This is a genomic window from Intestinimonas sp. MSJ-38 (genome assembly GCF_018917925.1).
Classification (GTDB): Bacteria; Bacillota; Clostridia; order Oscillospirales; family Butyricicoccaceae; genus Pseudobutyricicoccus.
Window position 1 is genome coordinate 95,578 of sequence record NZ_JAHLPO010000001.1, and the last position, 19,508, is coordinate 115,085.

General features: G+C 59.4%; 17 protein-coding genes and 1 tRNA gene. 2 read left to right on the plus strand and 16 right to left on the minus strand.

The annotated features are described in order from the left end of the window. Positions 1 to 34: 34 nt before the first annotated feature. From KQI26_RS00465 to KQI26_RS00520, 12 genes are all read right to left on the minus strand, one after another. Positions 35 to 823, minus strand: a complete 789-nt coding sequence (locus tag KQI26_RS00465) for a hypothetical protein (RefSeq protein WP_216502700.1) — start codon at positions 821 to 823, stop codon at positions 35 to 37. A gap of 3 nt (positions 824 to 826) precedes the next feature. Further along, positions 827 to 2,116: a hypothetical protein gene (locus KQI26_RS00470; RefSeq protein ID WP_216502701.1), complete on the minus strand. Its 1,290-nt coding sequence runs from the start codon at positions 2,114 to 2,116 to the stop codon at positions 827 to 829. Further along, positions 2,113 to 3,882 (minus strand): ATP-binding protein, encoded by a 1,770-nt coding sequence (locus KQI26_RS00475; RefSeq protein ID WP_216502702.1) that lies wholly within the window; start codon positions 3,880 to 3,882, stop codon positions 2,113 to 2,115. The genes KQI26_RS00470 and KQI26_RS00475 overlap by 4 nt, the downstream gene beginning before the upstream one ends. 12 nt (positions 3,883 to 3,894) lie before the next feature. Then, positions 3,895 to 4,584: a response regulator gene (locus tag KQI26_RS00480; RefSeq protein WP_216502703.1), complete on the minus strand. Its 690-nt coding sequence runs from the start codon at positions 4,582 to 4,584 to the stop codon at positions 3,895 to 3,897. 16 nt (positions 4,585 to 4,600) lie between these two features. Then, positions 4,601 to 5,101, minus strand: a complete 501-nt coding sequence (locus KQI26_RS00485) for an NUDIX hydrolase (protein ID WP_216502704.1) — start codon at positions 5,099 to 5,101, stop codon at positions 4,601 to 4,603. Positions 5,102 to 5,103: 2 nt separating this feature from the next. Beyond that, on the minus strand, positions 5,104 to 5,556 hold the full coding sequence (locus tag KQI26_RS00490; RefSeq protein ID WP_216502705.1) for a hypothetical protein: 453 nt from the start codon (positions 5,554 to 5,556) through the stop codon (positions 5,104 to 5,106). After that, positions 5,549 to 6,790 carry a competence/damage-inducible protein A gene (locus KQI26_RS00495; RefSeq protein WP_216502706.1) on the minus strand — a complete coding sequence of 414 codons (1,242 nt, stop codon included), beginning with the start codon at positions 6,788 to 6,790 and terminating at the stop codon, positions 5,549 to 5,551. Before KQI26_RS00495 ends, KQI26_RS00490 begins: the two co-directional genes overlap by 8 nt. Positions 6,791 to 6,834: 44 nt before the next feature. Beyond that, positions 6,835 to 8,013, minus strand: coding sequence for a tRNA uracil 4-sulfurtransferase ThiI (gene thiI / locus KQI26_RS00500; protein WP_216502707.1), 1,179 nt, complete (start codon positions 8,011 to 8,013; stop codon positions 6,835 to 6,837). Between the two features lie 18 nt (positions 8,014 to 8,031). Further along, a complete protein-coding gene (locus KQI26_RS00505) occupies positions 8,032 to 9,162 on the minus strand; it encodes a cysteine desulfurase family protein (RefSeq protein WP_118747961.1) in 1,131 nt (376 codons plus the stop codon). Further along, complete coding sequence (locus tag KQI26_RS00510; RefSeq protein WP_216502708.1) at positions 9,162 to 10,832, minus strand: glutamine--tRNA ligase/YqeY domain fusion protein; 1,671 nt, start codon at positions 10,830 to 10,832, stop codon at positions 9,162 to 9,164. Before KQI26_RS00510 ends, KQI26_RS00505 begins: the two co-directional genes overlap by 1 nt. 99 nt (positions 10,833 to 10,931) lie before the next feature. After that, the gene (gltX, locus tag KQI26_RS00515; RefSeq protein ID WP_216502709.1) at positions 10,932 to 12,590 is read right to left on the minus strand and encodes a glutamate--tRNA ligase; all 1,659 of its coding nucleotides are present in this window, start codon (positions 12,588 to 12,590) and stop codon (positions 10,932 to 10,934) included. Between the two features lie 269 nt (positions 12,591 to 12,859). Continuing rightward, positions 12,860 to 13,201 carry a TetR-like C-terminal domain-containing protein gene (locus tag KQI26_RS00520; protein ID WP_216502710.1) on the minus strand — a complete coding sequence of 114 codons (342 nt, stop codon included), beginning with the start codon at positions 13,199 to 13,201 and terminating at the stop codon, positions 12,860 to 12,862. Between the two features lie 38 nt (positions 13,202 to 13,239). Between KQI26_RS00520 and KQI26_RS00525 the strand changes: the two genes are divergently transcribed. After that, positions 13,240 to 13,743 carry an MATE family efflux transporter gene (locus KQI26_RS00525; RefSeq protein WP_256447844.1) on the plus strand — a complete coding sequence of 168 codons (504 nt, stop codon included), beginning with the start codon at positions 13,240 to 13,242 and terminating at the stop codon, positions 13,741 to 13,743. A gap of 99 nt (positions 13,744 to 13,842) precedes the next feature. Here the strand turns inward: KQI26_RS00525 and KQI26_RS00530 are convergent. Both KQI26_RS00530 and gap read right to left on the minus strand, forming a co-directional pair. Further along, positions 13,843 to 13,916: transfer RNA gene (locus KQI26_RS00530), tRNA-Gly, on the minus strand. Positions 13,917 to 14,037: 121 nt separating this feature from the next. After that, positions 14,038 to 15,048 (minus strand): type I glyceraldehyde-3-phosphate dehydrogenase, encoded by a 1,011-nt coding sequence (gap, locus tag KQI26_RS00535; RefSeq protein WP_118747965.1) that lies wholly within the window; start codon positions 15,046 to 15,048, stop codon positions 14,038 to 14,040. A 257-nt stretch (positions 15,049 to 15,305) separates the two neighbouring features. Here gap and KQI26_RS00540 point away from each other — a divergent pair, with 257 nt between their 5' ends. Continuing rightward, positions 15,306 to 16,445 (plus strand): sensor histidine kinase KdpD, encoded by a 1,140-nt coding sequence (locus KQI26_RS00540; protein WP_216502711.1) that lies wholly within the window; start codon positions 15,306 to 15,308, stop codon positions 16,443 to 16,445. 253 nt (positions 16,446 to 16,698) lie between these two features. Here the strand turns inward: KQI26_RS00540 and KQI26_RS00545 are convergent, their stop codons facing one another. After that, positions 16,699 to 17,466 carry a TatD family hydrolase gene (locus KQI26_RS00545; protein ID WP_216502712.1) on the minus strand — a complete coding sequence of 256 codons (768 nt, stop codon included), beginning with the start codon at positions 17,464 to 17,466 and terminating at the stop codon, positions 16,699 to 16,701. Next, positions 17,466 to 19,415: a methionine--tRNA ligase gene (metG, locus tag KQI26_RS00550; RefSeq protein WP_216502713.1), complete on the minus strand. Its 1,950-nt coding sequence runs from the start codon at positions 19,413 to 19,415 to the stop codon at positions 17,466 to 17,468. The genes KQI26_RS00545 and metG overlap by 1 nt, the downstream gene beginning before the upstream one ends. Positions 19,416 to 19,508: the final 93 nt, after the last annotated feature.

Consider the following 19,508-nt stretch of genomic DNA (forward strand, 5'->3'; position numbering starts at 1 on the left):
CCAGGGCGTATCCTCGTGCACAATGACCAAAGGCTCATTCCACCGGATTCTCCCCTGTGTCCACTGTGAAACTTTTTCCGTCTGCTTCCACCTGCCAGACAGGAAAAAGCAGGTAATTTCCGTTGCCCTGATCCCGCAGGCGATAGCTTTCCCGGGCGCTTTCCGGCGGCTGGGAAAAGCCTTCCTCCCGCCACAGACGGCGCAGGCTGACTACCATCTGATAGCTCTTGGCCCCTTCGCCCACCTGACGAAGCTGGGTATCCATCAGCCAGCGGCCCTCGGCCACAAGGCCATTCCCCTTTGTCCGGCAGGTGAGGGTGCATTCCATCAGCTCTTCTCCCGAGGGCATCCCCTGGAAAAAGGCCACCTGCTCCCCCTCTTCCTCCCGGCGGCAGTTGTCCATGGGGAAGCCGGCCTTTTCCAAAAGCTCCTGCCACTCCTCCCCGGTGAGGGAAGACTCCGTAAACAGCTCCAGCCGCACTTCGCCCCCGGTGTAGAAGGTGAGGGTGCCCTTTTCCGAAGAAAACCGGGAAACGCCGCCGTCGGTATCGCTTTCTTCGGTGCCCAGAAGGGCCTGGGCCGCCTTCTTTTCCAAAGCGGTATCCCGGCTTGCGGCGTACACCGGCCGCTGGGTTCCCAGATCCCGGAAAATATCTTCGTCAAACTCTCCCACATCCTCCTGCAGCAGGGCAAGGGCCTGATCCATAGCCCGGCGCTGCTGGGCCCAGCCGTGGCTCACCTGCCACAGAAGATTTCCCGCCAAAAACAGGTTGGTGCAGATGAGCACCACCAGCAAAATGGTTTTGGCCCGGCTCCATTCCATGGCTTATCCCTCCTTCACCGTTGCATAGCTGAGATAGGGGGTGAGCTTGCCCTCCTGGAGAGTATAGCGGCACTGAAGCCGCACCGCACTGCTCCCCTCCCTGGCCGCAGCGGCCAGGGAATAGGGCAGCAAAGTTTTTTTCCCTGTCTGGGTCAGGGACAACAGGCTCATCTCCATGGAGATGATGACCCCTTCCCGCACATGAATGGTCACCTGCTGGGAGGAAAGGGGCACTCCCGAAGCCCGGCAGGAAAAGAGGATGGTGTATTCCTCCTCTTCTGCCCCTTTCTGAATGCTTTTGAGGGACAGATCCAGGGGCGAGCCTGCACTGTCCAGGGCGTCCTGGGCCACCTGCCAGCCCCGGCCGATCAGCCCCACCAGGGTGTTCTCGCCGCTCTCTCCCTCCAGGCCCTCGCCGCCGTCCACGGTGAACTGCACCGTTCCGTCCCCGCTGAGACGCAGGGAGTAATTGCCCTGGACGAATACCGCCATATCTTCTCCGGCGGCATAGCGCTTGGCCAGGTAGGGGTTCATGGAGAAGCACTCCAGCAAAGCGCGGGGCATCTCTCCGCCGCTGACGGCGTCGGTAATCACATCGGCCACTTTGCATTCATACACCGGCAGTTTGATGGCGCTGCTGGGCACCGGCTGATCAGGGACCAGCACCGACAGATTGGGGTCTTCCATGGCGAAATAGGAGCCGTCGGGGTCACATTCCTCCAACGCCGTCTGGAGCTTTTCGCTGGCGGCGGCTGTGGAAAACCGGAACCACTCCCCCTCCTCGGTCTCCAGCAGCAGGTCTACCCGGTCTTCTTCGGCCAGAAGCACCAGGCGGGAGAAGGCCAGCTCGTCCTCTCCGGGGGAGGCTCCGCTCCAGGCCCGCATAGCCGTCAGCGGCACCTGGCCGTCATATTCCAGCAAAAACCCCTGTTCCTCCAAAAGCACACGGTAATAGTCTTCCCGCTGTACCGTCTTTTTTTCCCCCATAGAGCCCAAAGCTTCCTCCAATGTGGGCCGGAGCAGGGTGTAGATGGCCGAAACCGGCTGCTGGGTGTAGGCGTAATACAGATCCCCCTGCTGAAAGGCCGACACCGCCAGGGGATAGGCGGCGGGGTCGCTTTCTTCCTCCTGCACCTGGCTGACGGTGTTTTCTCCCCGCAGCCACCGGGACAGGGTGTAAAGGGGCCCCAGGGAGGGGTCCACGCTCACGCCCAGGGACACCGAAAGGGTGAACAGCACCGCCATCAGAAGGCCGTTTGCAATCAGGGCCGCCGTTTTGATCTTTTCTTTCATAGCTGCCCCTCATGGTCCGGCGGACACACCGGCAAAGTGATGGTGACGGTGGTGCCCGCATCCAGCTGGCTTTCCACCCCAATGGTGCCCTGGTGCTGCTCCACGATCTCCTTTGCAATGGCCAGCCCCAGGCCGGTGCCGCCCCGTTCCCGGGAGCGGGCCTTGTCCACCCGGTAAAACCGTTCGAAGAGCCGGGGGATGTCCTCCTGGGGGATGCCGATGCCGGTGTCCTGCACCTTGATGACCACCTTATCCTCCTGAGAGAAAGCACTGAGGGTGACCGTGCCGCCGGGGCGGTTATATTTGATGGCATTGGAAACGATGTTGGCAATGACCTGCTCCATCCGGTTCCGGTCAGCCAGGATCAAAGGCAGGGGTTCTTCCAGCTTGGTCTCCAGGGTCAGGCCCTGGCCCCGAGCCTCGATAAGCATGGCGCTGGCAATGTTCTGCACAATGAGTTTCACCGGAATGGGGCTCATCTCCATATCCATCTTCCCATAGTCCAGCTGGGACAGGGTGAGCAGATCCTTGACGATATGGGTCATCCGGTCAGACTCGTTGTAGATCACCTGGAGGAAATTGCGGCGGGTCTCCCCGTCCAGCTCGTCCCCGGCATCCAGAAGGGTTTCAGTGTAGCCCTTCACATTGGTGAGAGGGGTGCGCAGCTCGTGGGATACATTGGCCACAAACTCCCGCCGGGAAGAATCCAGCTTCTTCTGCTCGGTGATGTCGTGGAGCACCGCCATGATGCCGCTGTTTTCATCCTCCGCCGTGCCGAACATGGCCAGCAGAATCTTGAGGATGCGCTTGTTTGCCGCATAGTCGATCTCGATGTACCGGCCGCCTTCTCCCAGATCGCTTTCCTCCACATTCAGATTGGGGAACACCTGGGTATAGATCAGCTCCGGCCCGAACTCCATGCCCAACATCTGCTGGGCCGCCGGGTTCATATGAAGGATATGGCCGCTTTTGTCAAAGGCCACCACCCCGTCGGCCATGTAGGTAAACAGGGTGCTCAGCTTGTTCCGCTCCCCGTTGACTTCGGCCAGGGTGTTTTCCAGCACCTTGGCCATCTCCCCGAAGGTGCGGGTCAGGTTGCCGATCTCGTCCGCCGATTCCGCCTGGGGCTGCTGGGAAAAGTCCCCGGCGGCGATGCGCTGGGCGGTGCGGGTCAGCCGCTGCACCGGGTTTGTGATGGTGCGGGCCAGAATGAAGCTGAGCAAAATGGTCACCGCCAGACCGAACATCAGAGAACGGATCAAAATGGTGAACATGGTCCAGGTCAGCTCATCCAGTTCCCCTTTGTCGTCCACCACGGCCAGCACATAATTGCCCCCATCCACCGGCAGGGCCACATCGAAATAGGGGGACAGGGCGGTGATGGTCTGCCCCACTTCCCCCTCCATGGCGGTGATCATATTGGGTGTCAGCTCCCGGAAGGGAGTGGCGTCCCGGCTTTCCGACGAAGTGAGGAACTCCCCGGTTTTGCCATCCAGAATATAGAAATTCCGGTGGTCATCCAGCCCCAGGCCGCCGTTATAGGCCTCCAGCACCTTTTCCATCTGGTCCAGATCCCCATTGCAGGCGCTGAGCCCTTTGTCCAGCTCTTCTCCCCGCAGGGCGAAAAAATCCACCATCTGGCGCTGAAAATCGCTGCGGTTATAGGCGGTGACCGAGTTGACCAGAAACACGCCCACCACGGCCATCACCGCCACCACCAGCAGCATCAATATGAGCACCAGCTTCATTTGCAGGCTTTTCAGCATGGTTCCTTCCGCCTATTCCTTGTTGAAATAATACCCGGCCCCCCGGCGGGTGATGAGATAGCGGGGGTCGGCCGGGTCGTCCTCCAGCTTTTCCCGCAGACGGCGGATGGCCACATCCACCGTGCGCAGATCGCCGTAATACTCAAAGCCCCACACCTTTTCCATCAGCTCTTCCCGGGTGACCACCCGCCCGGCACATTCCAGAAAATAGCAGAGCATATCAAATTCCCGCTGGGACAGCTCCAGGGTCTCCCCGTTCTTCCGGGCCAGACGCTTTTCGGTGTCCACCTGGAAGGGGCCGACTTCCCGCTTTTCGCCTCCCATGCTGTCCTGTTGATCGGCCAGGCGGCGGCGGATGTTGGCCTTCACCCGGGCCAGCAGCTCCTTGATGGAAAAGGGCTTTGTGATATAGTCGTCGGCGCCGGTGTCCAGCCCCAGCACCTTGTCCCGCTCTTCTTCCCGGGCGGTGACCATGATGACGGGCACATTGCTCTTTTCCCGCAGGCGGCGCAGCAGTTCAAAGCCGTCCATCCCCGGGAGCATCACATCCAGAAGCACCAGATCCACCTGGGGAGAAAGGGCCTTTTCCAGCCCTCCTTTTCCCTCATAGGCTTCCTCCACTTCATAGCCTTCCCGTTTCAGGTTGAAGGCAATGATGTCCACAATGGCCTTTTCATCTTCCACGATCAGCACTTTTGCCATGGCTCTCTCCTTCTCTTTACAGGCTCAAAAGCCCCTTTTCCCGAGCCAGAAACAGGGCGCACAGGGTCTTGGCATCCCTGATTTCCCCCCGCCTCAGGGCGTCTTTCAGCCGGGGAAGCTCCCAGAACTCCCCCTCCAGAAATTCCCCTTCGTCGGGTCTGGCCTGGCCCAAAGACAGGTCTTCCGCCCAATAAAGGTGCATTTTTTCCTCCAGCACATCGGGGGAGGAACAATAGACCCCCAGCTCTTCCAGCTTACCGGCGGAAAGTCCGGTTTCCTCAAAAAGCTCCCGCCGGGCGCACTCCTTGGGGTCTTCCCCCGCTTCCAGCTTTCCTGCCGGAAGCTCCACACATTCCTTGCCCTGGGCATAGCGGTACTGACGCACCAGGGGAATCTTGCCCTGATACTGGCACAAAACCGCCACCGCACCCCGGTGGCGGCAGATTTCTCCTTCCCCAGCCGGGTATACATCCACCAGAACGCCTCGGAACAAAGGCTCCTTCTCTTTGTTTTCCATCTTCATTCCTCCCCCAGGGCCCAAAGGGCCAGGGCCGCGGCAGTGCACAGATCGTCCCCCTCCAGTCCCTGGGACAGGGGCATCCAGGAAAGCCCTTCCGGCGCTTGCCCGCTCCCCTTTCCGGCAAAAACCAGCACTTTTTCCTGCAGCACCGCAGGGGAGGGCATGATCTGCCCCAAAAACCGGGGCTCCTCTCCGCCCAGGGCAGCAAACAGCCGCCCGGCGGCATCCTCCGAGCTTTCCCCCGGAGACAGGGGCGCACGGGGCAAATGGCCCTTTTCCCCGGCCAGCACCCGCTTTTCCCCGTCATAGACCAAGGCTAACACCCGGTCAGGACGGCAGATCACCTCCCGGCGGCTCTCCCTTCCGTCCTCCAGCTCCACCCGGTCCTGACGGATGGAAAAGCTGGGGCCTTGATACACCGTGCGCTTTTCCAAGCACTTTTCCTCATGCATTGTCCAGGCCCTCCAGATGGCGGCGCACCAGATCAAAGGCAGTGGAAGAGGCCAGACGGCGCAGGCTCTCCCGGCTCTGGCGGGGCCGCAGGATGCGCACCGCCCAGGTCTTGTCCTTGGTGCTGATGCCCACATAGATCAGCCCCACCGGCTTTTCCGGCGTGCCCCCTCCAGGGCCGGCCACGCCGGTGGTGGAGATGCCGATGTCGGCCCCCAGGGCCTTCCGCACCCCTTCGGCCATCTGGCAGGCGGTGTCTTCGCTCACCGCACCTTTTGTAATGAGGGTCTCATGGCGCACCCCCAGCAGATTTTCCTTCACTTCGTTCTGGTAGGACACAACGCCCCCCAGATAGCAGGCGGATGCACCGGGCACATCGGTGATGCGTTTGCCCATCAGCCCGCCGGTGCAGCTTTCCGCCGTGGCCAATGTCAGGCCCCGGGCGGTCATCTCCTGCACCACCACCTGCTCCAGAGAGTCCACATCCACTCCATAGACCACATCCCCCAGCACCTGCCGCACTTCCCGGACGGCGGGTTCGGTCATGGCAAAGGCTTCCTCCTTGTCTTTTCCCATGGCGGTGATGCGCACCAGGCACTCTCCCTCCTTGGCATAGGGAGCGGCGGTGGGGTTTTCCCAGGTGTCCATCTGGCGGCTCAGACGGGAGGCCATTTCCGATTCTCCCATGCCGAACACCTTCACATACCGGGAACAAAGTGCCCCGCCCCGGCGCTTTTCCAAAAAGGGCATCACCTTTTCCCGGAAGAGGGGCGTGCACTCCCGGGGCGGACCGGGGAGCATGATAACCAGGTACCCTTCCCCTTCAAAGGCACAGGCCGGGGCGGTGCCCCAGTCGTTTTGAAACACCGTGCACCCTTCGGGCACATCGGCCTGTTTTTCGTTGTTTTTGGTCATGGTGCGGCCTTTGAAGTGCTCCCGCAGCCTTGCCATGGACTCTTCGTCCCGCACAAGGCCCTTGCCGAAGGCGGCGGCGATGGTCTCTTTGGTGAGATCATCCGCCGTGGGCCCCAGGCCGCCGGTGGTGATAATCAGATCGGCTCTCTGTTTGGCCACTTCCAGCACGCTTTTCAGACGGTCCGGATTGTCTCCGCACACCGTCTGAAAATAGACCCCGATGCCCAGTTCTGCCAGGCCCTGGGCGATCATGGGGGCATCGGTGTTGACGATCTCCCCCAGCAAAAGCTCGGTGCCCACAGCGATAATTTCTGTTCTCACAGTAATGGCCTCCCTTTTTTATTCCGATCTGTATACTTTTTCTTTTAATCTTCCGCCTTGCAGACGACCTGTTCCACGCCTTCCAGGGCCTTCTGGATCAGGCCCTCCACATCCAGCTTTGCCTCTTCTTCCAGCACCTTGGGCAGCTTGGGCTTGGTCTGGGGATGGCGGGGCGTAAAGACGGTGCAGCAATCCTCATAGGGCAGAATGGAAGTCTCAAAGGTGCCGATCTGCCGGGCGATGAGGACGATCTCCTCCTTGTCCATACCGATGGCCGGACGCAGCACCGGCAGCTCACACACGGCGTTGGTGACGCCGATGGCCTCCATGGTCTGGCTGGCTACCTGGCCCAGGCTCTCGCCGGTGACCAGTGCGCCGCAGTCCTGACGCCGGGCCACCCGTTCGGCAATGCGCATCATAAACCGGCGCATGAGCACGGTGAACAGATCCTCCTGACAGTTTTTCCGGATCTGATCCTGGATTTCGGTAAAGGGCACCACATGGACCTTGATGGGGCCGCAGTAGGACGCCAGAATCCGTGCCAGATGGAGGGTCTTTTCCTTGGCCTCTTCCGAGGTGTAGGGGTAGCTGAAAAAGTGGACGCCCTCCAGGTAAAGTCCCCGCTTGGCCATCATATACCCGGCCACCGGGCTGTCGATGCCGCCGGAAAGCAGCAGCATAGCCTTGCCATTGGTGCCGGTGGGCATTCCTCCGGCGCCGTGGATGCGGTCGGCATAGACGAAGGCCGCCTTGTCCCGCACTTCGATGTGCACCTGGGTCTGGGCCCCGTCCATCTTTACCTTCATCCGGGGATAGGCGGAAAGCAGCGCGCCACCCACCTGCCGGGCGATCTCCGGAGAGGTGAGGGGAAAGCGCTTGTCCGAGCGCTTGGCCTGGCAGCGGAAAGTCTGGGTGTGTTCCATGGTGTCTTTCAGGTATTCCACCGCGGCCTGACAGATGCTGTCCATGTCCTTGGGACAGCTGATGGCCCGGCAGATGGCTACCACGCCGAAGATCTTCCGGCACACTTCCAAAGCCTCTTCCACCGGCGCGCCGTTTTTGGGCTCCACATACAGGGTGGACTGGATGGCATAGACCTCATATTCCCCCAGATGCGCCAGACGGCGGCGGACGATGGACAAGAGCCGGTCCTCAAACCGGGCCCGGTTCAGCCCTTTGAGCACCAGCTCTCCGCATTTGAGCAGCAAAACTTCTTGATTCATGGTATTTCTCCCGAAGGCCTAGAGGAAAAATCCCAGGGCTTTCTGAAGCCCTGCCAAAAAGGCCTTCACATCCTCCTGTGTATTTTCCGGGCAGAAGCTCACCCGCAGCGCCGCATCAATGGCGGCGGCCGGCAGCTTCATGGCTTCCAGCACATGGCTGCGCCTGCCCCGGGCGCAGGCCGATCCCCCGGACACATAGACCCCCTCGTCGGAGAGCACCCGCAGCAGCACTTCGCTGCGGCCCTTTTCCGGGGAAATATTCAGAATATGGGCCGCCCCATTCTGAGGGGAATTGATGCGCACCGGGCAGGGCATGGCCGAAAGCCCTTCTATCAGACTTTGACGCAAAGCCGCCATGTGCCGCTGGCTTTCCTCCCGCTTTTCCGCCCGCAGGGCACTGGCCACCCCCATGGAGACGATCTGGGGCATGCCCTCGGTGCCCGAGCGCCGGTTTCCCTCCTGTCCGCCGCCATGGAGCAGGGGACGCAGGGAGCGGAGATCTTTGCAGTAAAGGGCGCCCACCCCTTTCATGGCTCCGATCTTGTGGCCGCTCACCGACAAAAAGTCCACCCCCCCAAGGGAGATGGGCAGCTTGCAATAGGCCTGCACCCCGTCGATGTGGCACAGGCAATGAGGGGCCTTTTCTTTGGCTTTTTCCATGGCCGCTGCGGTGGGCAGAATGGCGCCGGTCTCGCTGTTGACCTCCATCATGGTGAGCAGGATGGTGTCAGGCCGCACCGCTTCCAGCACCCGGTCACAGGACACCGTGCCGTCCTTTTCCGGGGGCACCAGGGTCACCTGGAACCCCTCCTGCTCCAAGGCTTTCAGGGTATCCAGGGTGGCTTTGTGCTCGATCTGGGTGCTGACGATATGCCGGCCGAAGGCTTTTCCCTTCCGGGCGGCGCTCTGGATGGCGGTATTGATGCTCTCGGTGCCGCAGGAGGTGAAGATCACCTGCTCTGCCTTGCACCCCATTGCCCCAGCTACCTGCCCCCGGGCCTGCTCCATGGCTTCCCGGGCCTGTTTGCCCATGGCATGGAGAGCGGAGGGGTTGCCATAGTCCTGCCGCATCAGGCGGAGGGCGGCCTGGGCCGCTTCCTCCAACACCTGAGTAGTGGCACTGTTATCCAGATAATGGATGTTTTCCATTATTTATTGCCCTTGCCGAAGCTGTCTTTCAGGGTCACGGCCCGGTTAAAGACCAGATGGCCTTCGCCGCTGTCCCGGCTGTCGGCACAGAAATAGCCCAGCCGCAGGAACTGGAACCGCTCCGAAGGTTTGGCCGAGGCCAGGGAGGCTTCCAGCTTGCAGCCCTTCAGCACTTCCAGGGAATTGGGGTTCATGCACTCCAGATAATCCTTGTCGGCGGCATCGGGAGCAGGATCGGAGAACAGGTTGTCATACAGACGCACCTCTCCGTCCACGGCGGTGGCGGCATCCACCCAATGGATGGTGGCGCCCTTCACCTTCCGGCCGTCGGCAGGGTTGCCGCCCCGGGATTCCGGGTCATAGGTGGCGGTGATGGCGGTGATGCTGCCGTTTTCGTCCTTTTCGCAGCCGGTGCAGGTGATGAGATAGGCCCCCTTCAAACGGCACTCCGGTCCGCCGGGATAGAGCCGCTTGTACTTGGGCACCGGGGTCTCCAGGAAGTCATCAGCCTCCACATACAGCTCCCGGGAGAAGGACACCTCACGGGTGCCGGCTTCCGGATCGTTCGGGTTATTTTCCACCGGGAAGGTTTCGCTCTGACCTTCGGGGTAGTTGGTGATGATCAGCTTCATGGGGCGCAGCACCGCCATGGCCCGCTGGGCTTTTTCGTTCAGATCTTCCCGCAGGCAATGCTCCAGGAAACCATATTCCACCGTGCTGTTCACCTTGGCCACGCCGATGCGGTCGCAGAAATTCCGGATGGATTCCGGGGTATAGCCCCGGCGGCGCAAGCCGCACAGGGTGGGCATCCGGGGATCGTCCCAGCCGGACACCTTGCCCCCTTCCACCAAAGCCCGCAGCTTCCGCTTGCTCATGACGGTGTGGTCGATGCCCAGACGGGCAAACTCGATCTGACGGGGCTTATGGGGCACCGACACATTTTCAATCACCCAGTTGTACAGGGGCCGGTGGGCCTCAAACTCCAGGGTGCACAGAGAGTGGGTCACCCCTTCCAAAGCGTCCTGGATGGGATGGGCAAAGTCGTACATGGGATAGATGCACCAATCGTCCCCGGTGCGGTGATGATGGGCGAACTTGATCCGGTAGAGCGCCGGGTCACGCATATTGAAGTTGCCCGAAGCCAGGTCGATCTTGGCCCGCAGGGTCATGCTCCCCTCGGGGAACTCCCCTTTCCGCATCCGCTGGAACAGGTCCAGGCTCTCTTCCATGGGCCGGTCCCGATAAGGACTGACGGCCGGGGTATTCACATCGCCCCGGTTCTTCTTCACTTCCTCAGGGGACAGCTCACACACATAGGCCAGGCCCTTGCGGATCAGCTCCAGAGCGTATTCATAGGTCTGCTCGAAATAATCGGAACCATAGCAGAACTTGTCCCAATCAAAGCCCAGCCAGTGGATGTCCTCCTTGATGGCGTCCACATACTCGGTGTCCTCTTTGGTGGGGTTGGTGTCGTCCATGCGCAGGTTGCACTTGCCCCCGAATTTCTCCGCTGTGCCGAAGTCGATGCACAGGGCCTTGCAGTGGCCGATGTGGAGATAGCCGTTGGGCTCGGGAGGAAACCGGGTCTGAATGGCGTCGCATTTGCCCGCTTCCAGGTCCTCCTTGACGAACTCCTCAATAAAATTGCTGGTGACGATGTCCTTTTCCATACTTTATTCCTTTCCGGAGGGTTCCAAAGCCCTCCTTTGAAATGGACTCCCCTGAGCTTCTTTTGATCGTCCCCCAGGGGGTTTCAAACTTGATTTGTTTTATTTTGCCAGAAATTCTTTCATCTTCCGGAGGCGGGAGAGGCTGCGCTCCTTGCCCAGAAGGGTCATGATGGACCAAAGGTCGGGGGAGTTTTTCCGGCCAGTGATGGCTACCCGCACTACATTGCTCACATCGCCCACATGGCCTTTCCAGCCGGTGGGGTCCTGCTTGTACGCCTTGACCTCCGGGCAGAAGCCCAGGCCTTCGCAGATGGCCTTGACCCCGTCAAACCAGGCGTTCTTGTCGGGAGCTTCCTCATAGGCCTTGGCATAGGTATCCAGAATGGCGATCATATCTTCTTTTGTCAGATTCTCCGGCAGGTCGTATTCTCCCTGCCACAGCTCGTCATAGAAATAGCTCACATAATCCCGCACATCGCTCCACTTGCGGATGTCCTTCCGGGGCTTTTTGCCGCCACGGTCGATGGTAAAGATGCCCTGGGCATAGTCTGTGTCCCGATTGAGAAGAGCATACAGCTCCTCGTCGTGGCCCTTTGCCCATTCCAGCACATCCTTTGTCACCTTCTCTGCATCAAAGGCGCCGATGACGCCGGCGGACACATCGGCCAGCTTCACCAAGTCGAACAAAGCGCCCGACTGGCTCATCTTGTTCAGCTGAAGCTTGTAGTCCTGATAAGGTGCGGTCTTGTTCTGCCGTCTCCAGTCCTCAAAGGGGGAGTTGGCCAGGTTGAGCAGGTATTCCAGCACGGCTTCCTTGGGATAGCCCTCATCCACAAAGTAGGAAACGGCGGCTTCCGGGTCTTTCCGCTTGCTCAGCTTCCGCTTGGCCCCATTGTCCTCTTTCATCACAGGGGAGACATGGGCATACTTGGGCGGCTTGAGCCCCAGCACATAGAAGAGCTGGAGATGAGTGGGCACCGAGGAGACCCATTCGTCGCTGCGCACCACATGGGTGGTGCCCATCAGGGTGTCGTCCACGGCGTGGGCAAAGTGATAGGTGGGGACGCCGTCTGTTTTCAGAAGCACGATATCGGCGATGTTTTCGTCCATCTCGATTTCGCCCCGGATTACATCCTTGTATTTGATCCGGCCGCCGGGCTTGCCCGGCGAGCGCAGGCGCATCACATAGGGCTTGCCTGCCTTGATGTTCTCCTCCACCTGCTCCATGGTCAGATCGCGGCAGCGGGCGTAGGTGGTATGATAGCCGGGCAGGGCCTTTTCCGCTTCCTGCTGTTTGCGGATGGCGGCCAGGTCCTCTTCGGTGCAGAAGCAGGGATAGGCCAGGCCGCGCTTCACCAATTCCTTACAGAAAGCCTGGTAGATCGGGCCTCGACGGCTTTGCTGGTAGGGGCCGTAATCGCCCTTTTCCTCGGTCTGGCTCATCATGCCCTCGTCAAATTCCACGCCGAAATCACGCAGGCCCGAGACGATGCCGGTGATGCCGTCCTCCACTTCCCGCTTCTTGTCGGTGTCCTCGATGCGCAGGATGATCCTGCCGCCGCTTTGGTGGGCCAGCCGCTCGTTGACCAGGGCGGTGAACAGACCGCCGATGTGGAGAAAGCCGGTGGGGCTGGGGGCAAACCGGGTGACCATGGCCCCTTGGGGCAGGTTCCGGGGAGGATAGATCTCTGTGAGATATTCCTCCATGGTTTTGTCGATGTGGGGGAACAGCAGTTCCGCCAGTTTATTATGATCCATTACACTTCCACTCCAAATTTCCCGGGAAAATTTTCCCTGGGCACAGTTTGATATTTTATTATATCCTGTTTCTCCCCACATTGCAACCGGGCGGAGTGTCTCCGCTGCCATACTGCGCAGCGCCAAGTCTTGTGGAGAAAACTTCTCTATATCACGCTGCGCGGCAGCATTTGCTGCACAAAGTTTTACCTTCGCTAGAGCGGCGTGCCGCTATCCTATTAAGGTCGGGTATCCTGTGCCGGTTCCGAAAGAAGAGGATTGGTTATTTTCTAGAAGATCGCCGCCATCTCTTCCGGGGCGGCCGTCATGCCCTGTTCCATCCACCAGCGGATCAGATAGATCAGGCTGTTGGCAATGTGGCCCGCCAAAAAGGAATAGGGGATAGCCAGCGTTTCCTTGTCCCGTCCTTCCAGCATCCGCTCCAGAAGAGGCCCTGCCACCCACTGCTGAAAAGGTCCCCAGAACCCTTCGCCCTGGCCACTGGCGATGATGGCCGCCAGATCCCGCCGCTTGTCCCGGATATGATAGAGCAAATGGGTCACAAGGGCATAGGGGTCCCGCTCCAGGGAAAAGTCATGGGTGTCCTCCCCTTCCAGCCCGGGGGCCAGCACATGGGAAAAGCGTCTTTTTCCTGGCCCTGCCCATTATTCTGGAAAATATCCTGCAAACCCTTCCGGGTACGGTGGACACCTATTTTGCCGGACAACTGGGGGATCAGGCCATCGCCGGCATCGGCGTCACCAATCTGGTGGTCAATCTGTTCATCTCGTTCTACACCGCTTTCAGCGTGGGAGCCGGTGTGGTGACCGCCCGGGCTTTTGGCCGGGGTGACCGAGAAGCAGTGGGCCAGGCCCTGTCCCATGCCCTGGTGCTAGGCGGCGTCATCGGCCTTGGTTGCGGGCTTATATGCCTGGCTCTAGCCCGGCCCATCCTCCGCCTTTCCGGCGCAGAGGGAGATGTGATCGCCTGCGCTCTGCCCTATTTCCTGGTGGTGGCCGTGCCCTCGGCGGTGCTCTGTCTCCAGCTCATCCTCTCCAGCGGACTGCGGACCATGAAGGACACCAAAAGCCCCATGTATTCCACTTTGCTGGGCATCTGGGGCTGGGCTGGCTGTTGGCCATCCCCTGCCCCTACAAAATGGGGTACCTGGTAGATATAATCAATGTTCAGCGAGCCAAAGCACAGCACCTTTGCCATTTTTCTCACCTCTCGGAAGAGTATAAAAAAAGACAGCCCGCGGCTGTCTTTTTTGTGGAGCGGGTAAAGGGAATCGAACCCTCCTATCCAGCTTGGGAAGCTGACGTTCTACCAATGAACTATACCCGCATGGAGTAACTCTATTATAGCGTATCTTTGGAAAATTGCAACCGCTTTTTTTGAAAAATCCCGTCGAAAGGGCAAAAATCCCCCGGCGCAATTTACAGCGCCGGGGGATTGAAAATGGCTCTTATTTGGAGCAAACTGCGTGCATATGCTTCATCAGATCCACTGTGCGGGCGGCGTAGCCGGCCTCGTTGTCATACCAGGATACCAGCTTGACAAAAGTGGGTGTCAAAGCAATGCTGGCCTTGGCGTCAAAGACAGAGGACACCAGCACACCGGCAAAGTCGGAAGAAACCAGGGGCTCGTCGGTATAGCCCAGAATACCCTTCATGGAACCCTGAGAGGCTTCCTTGATGGCCTGGCAGATCTCCTCCATGGTGGCGGGCTTTTTCAGGTTGCAGGTCAGATCCACCACCGACACATCCAGAGTGGGAACCCGGAATGCCATGCCAGTGAGCTTGCCGTTGAGCTCGGGGATGACCTTGCCCACCGCCTTGGCCGCGCCAGTGGAGGCGGGGATGATGTTGCCCGAGGCGGCCCGGCCGCTTCTCCAGTCCTTGCCGGAGCGGGCGTCCACCACCTTCTGGGACTTGGTCATGGAATGGACGGTGGTCATCAGGCCTTCTTCGATGCCGAAGGTGTCGTTGATGACCTTGGCCAGAGGCGCCAGGCAGTTGGTGGTGCAGGAGGCGTTGGAAACGATGTCCTCGCCCTGGTACTTGTCATGGTTGACGCCCATCACGAACATGGGGGTGTCATCCTTGGAAGGGGCGGACATGACCACCTTTTTGGCCCCGGCCTGGATGTGGGCCATGGCCTTTTCCTTGGTGAGGAACTTGCCGGTGGACTCCAGGATATATTCGGCCCCCACGCTGCCCCAGGGAATATCTCCCGGCTTTTCGCAGTTGAAGACCATGGTCTTTTTGCCGTTGACGGTGATGGAATTTTCGTCCCAGGTGATGTCCGCATCCCATCTGCCGTGCACCGTGTCATACTTCAGCATATAGGCTGCGTATTCCGGCGTCAGGCTGGGATGGTTGATGGCCACAAACTCCACCTCAGGATCGTCGATACCGGCCTTGAAGGCCAGCTTGCCAATACGGCCGAACCCGTTGATACCGATTTTTACGCTCATTCCAGATACCTCCGCATTTTCCTGCATTTGCATAGGGCGGGCTTTTTGTGCCCGCGCATAATTCCTATTCCTGATTATACACTATGTTCCCATGGTTTCTCAAGCACAAAGGAAGAACTTTCCCGCTGGAGGAAGTTTTTCTTGCAAACAGGCCAATCCCATACTAGAATGAGGATGAATGTTATGCAAAATGTACCCGTCTTTGCTAAAAAAAAGACAAAGATGCTCCCCATACCCGCCGGAAAGGAGGACCTGCCTTGGAAAACACCGCTTTGGGGGACATGACCTGGTTCCCTGCCGCCGATGACTATCTGATGATCTGCAGCCCGTCGGGCCGCATCCTCTTTGTCACAAGCAGCCTGCGTTTTCAGCTGGAAGAGGACTTGCTAGGCCGCTCTCTCAACGACATTTTTCCCGATTCCCTGGCCGCTCAGATCGTCACCCTGGCCCATGAGGGCCAGAGCCATTCCTTTCATACAAAACTCCAGGGCAAAGCCGTCCGGTGCAGTATGACCCCCAAAGAGGGGAATATGCTCATCACCGTCTTTTTCGCCCAGGAGAACCATCCCCCGGCCATGGCCCTCAGCTCCGCCGAACTGCTCAGCCGGGAGATCAGCAGCAGCCTGGGCACCATGTTCGCCGCCTGGGATGCCTTGCCCCCGGCCCAGGACAAAAAAAGCCAATATGCCAAAAGCGTACTGCGCCAGGGGATGTACCGGCTGATGCGCATGGGCTGCAATCTGTTGGACTGCGCCCGGGCCGAAAGCGGCCAGCTGGAGCTGAATGTGCGCCAGAGTGATCTGTGCCAGCTCTTCCGGGAGCTTTGCCAGCGGGTAGCTCCCATGGCCAAAGAAGTGGGCATTCCCTTTTCCTGGGATTGTCCTGAGGGACCCCTGTTCTGCCCCTTTGACCGGGAGCGGATCGAGCGGGTGATCCTGGGGCTGATTTCCAACTCCATGAAATACACCCGGCAGAAAAACCGGATCCGCCTGGTGCTCACCAGGCGGGATGACAACGCCGTCATCATCCTGGCCGACCGGGGCCGGGGCATTCCCTCTTCGGTGCTGCCCCATCTGTTCAGTCGTCCGCCGGAATCCTCCCTGTCCCGGGGATTGATGGTGGGCGGCGCCGGTTACAGCCTGATGCTGGCCCGGGCGGTGATGCTGCTCCACGGCGGCACCTGCGTCATCTCCAGCGTTCCCGATGAGGGCACCACTGTCACGCTGTCCCTGCCGCTGCCCCCCTCCACGCCGTATCTGTCCCTGGGCGCTCCGCCCCCGGACTATGCCAGCGGCTTCGACCATGTGCTGTTGGAACTCTCCACGGCCTTGCCCGCTTCTTTCTATAAAGAAAAAGCCAAAAAATCGAAATCCTATCCTGCTCCTCCGGAGAAATAAAAAAAGAGCCTTTCGGCTCTTTTTTTAGCATGTCGAAAAAGTGGCTCAGGCCACTTTTCCGAGTTTTGCAAGAAGCTGCATGCACGCCTTTGGCGTACACTGGCTTCTTGATCGGTGCAAAAAGCCACGCACAGGTCGCGGCTTTTTGCAGATTGGTGAAGGACAAAGCGAAAAATCCCCACGCGATATGGTTTTTTCATCGTCTGAGCAATAAAAAAGAGCCTTTCGGCTCTTTTTTATTATGTTATGGATGTTATGGGATATTGAAAAATCGCTTGCCGTTTTCCAGGGTGATCCGGGCCGCTTTCTCTGTGGAGATGCCCTTGATCTTACCGATGCACTCGGCCACCTTCCACACCTTGGAGGAATCGTTCCGCTCCCGGCGGAAAGGTTCGGGGGTGAGGTAGGGGGAGTCGGTTTCGATCATCACCCGGTCCAGGGGCAGCCACTCCAGCACTTCCAAAGCCCGGCGGGCGTTTTTATAGGTGATGACTCCGGTGAAGGAGAGCATCCAGCCCATCTTCACCAAAGCTTTGGCATCCTCCAGACTGCCGGAATAGCAGTGGAACACGCCCCGTACGCCCGGGTGCTCCCGCACCATCTTCATGCTGTCCCCATGGGCTTCCCGGTCGTGCACCACCACCGGCAGCCCCAGTTTTTCCGCCAGCTCCATCTGGAGGGCAAAGACTTTCTTCTGGTGCTCTTTTGGGGGATTGTCTTCCCAGTGATAGTCCAGGCCGATCTCTCCGATGGCCTTGACCTTTTCGTCCCGGGCCAGCTCTTCCAGCTCGCCCATCTGGCTCTCCTCAAAATCCCCGCAGTCCGAAGGGTGAATGCCCACGGCGGCATAGACAAAGGGGAAGGTATGGGCCAGCTCCAAGGCCTTGCGGGAAGAAGGCAGGTCACAGCCTGGGTTGACGATCAGCTCCACGCCCTGTTCCGGCAAACCGGCCAGCACCTCCAGCCGGTCCTGATTGAAGGCTCCGGAGTCGTAGTGGGCGTGGGTATCAAAGACCCCCATCAGGACAGATGGGCCCCGGGTACGGCGCCGTCGGCCAGCACCACCCGCACATCGTTTTCCCCGCAGGTAGCCGACAGGATCATGCCGCAGCTGTCCAGCCCCATCATCTTCCGGGGAGCCAGGTTGCTCACCACCACCACATTGTGGCCGATCAGATCTTCCGGCTCATACCACTGGGCGATGCCCGAAAGCACCTGGCGCTTTTCATAGCCCAGATCCAGCTCAAAGCGCAGCAGCTTCTTGCTCTTCTTCACCTTTTCGCAGTGAAGCACCTTGGCCACCGTCAGTTCCACCTTGGCAAAATCGTCATAGACGATGGTATCCTTGGGCTCGTGGGGCGGCAGGGGCTCTTTCTTTTCCTCCTGGGGCGCATGGGCGGCCTGGAAGACAGCCACTTCCTCCAGCTTTTTTTCGGCGTCCATCCGGGCGAAGAGGATCTCGGCCTGGCCCACCTGATGGCCTTCCGGCAGCGCGCCGAAGGAGCTGAGGCTGTCAAAGCAGGTTTTATCGGTGTTCAGCTGAGCAAAGATCTTCTGGGCGGCGTCGGGGAGGAAGGCCTCCAGCAGCACGGCGCCGAAACGGATGCTCTCCAGCAGGTTATAGAGCACGGTATCCAGCCGGCCCTTTTTGCTCTCGTCCTTGCCCAGAACCCAGGGCATGGTCTCGTCGATATACTTGTTGGCCCGGCGGAAGATGGCAAAGACTTCGTCAATGGCATCGCCCACCTTCAGCTGGTCCATGGCCCGCCGCACCTTTTCGGGGGCCTCCAGGCACACCTGCTTCAGTTCCTCATCCACCGGCTCGCACACATCATGGCTGCCCATGACGCCATTCTGGTACCGATGGCACATGGTCACCGTCCGGTTGACCAGGTTGCCCAGGATGTTGGCCAGGTCGCTGTTGGTGCGCTCGATGAGCAGCTCATAGGTAATGGTACCGTCATTGGCAAAGGGCATCTCGTGGAGCAGGTAATAGCGCACAGCGTCCACGCCGAACAGCTCTACCAGATGGTCGGCATAGATCACATTGCCCTTGGATTTGCTCATTTTGCCCTCGCCCACCAGCAGCCAGGGATGGCCGAAGACCTGGTGGGGCAGCTCCTCGCCCAGGGCCATGAGGAAGATGGGCCAATAAATGGTGTGGAAACGGAGAATGTCCTTGCCGATGAGATGCACATCAGCGGGCCAGAACTTCTTGTATTCCTCTGTGCTCTCCCCTTCCGGCTCATAGCCTAGGAAGGTGATGTAGTTGGTCAGAGCATCCAGCCACACATAGACCACATGGCCCGGGTCAAATTCCACCGGGATGCCCCAGCTGAAGGAGGTGCGGGAAACGCACAGATCCTGAAGGCCGGGCTTGAGGAAATTGTTGACCATCTCATTTTTCCGGGATTCCGGCTGGATAAAGTCGGGATGGTCTTCGATATATTGCATCAGCCGGTCGGCGTATTTGCTCATGCGAAAGAAATAGGCTTCCTCCTTGGCCTTCTGCACCGGGGCACCGCAATCGGGGCACTTGCCGTCTTTCAGCTGGCTTTCGGTGAAGAAGGACTCGCAGGGGGTGCAGTACCAGCCCTCGTAGCTTCCTTTATAGATATCGCCCTGGTCATACAGACGCTTGAAGATCTGCTGGACCTTCTTTTCGTGCATGGGGTCGGTGGTGCGGATGAACCGGTCATAGGAGGTGTGGAGCACATCCCAATTGCGGCGCACTTCGGCAGCCATCTCGTCCACGAAGGCCTGGGGGGTCATGCCGGCCTTTTCGGCCTTCTCCTGGATCTTCTGGCCGTGCTCATCGGTGCCCGTCTGAAAGAGCACATCGTAGCCGTCCTTCCGCTTATAGCGGGCGATGGCGTCGGCCAGCACGATCTCATAGGTGTTGCCCACATGGGGTTTGCCCGAGGTGTAGGCGATGGCCGTGGTCAAATAGTACTTTCCTTTGCTGTTCATTTTCTTTCCTCCATGGCGCCTTTGCTTCTTCCGGCGAATGAGCCGGCGCGCCGGATATAGTATGGGTCAAAGGCCTACGCAGCCTTTGCCTGC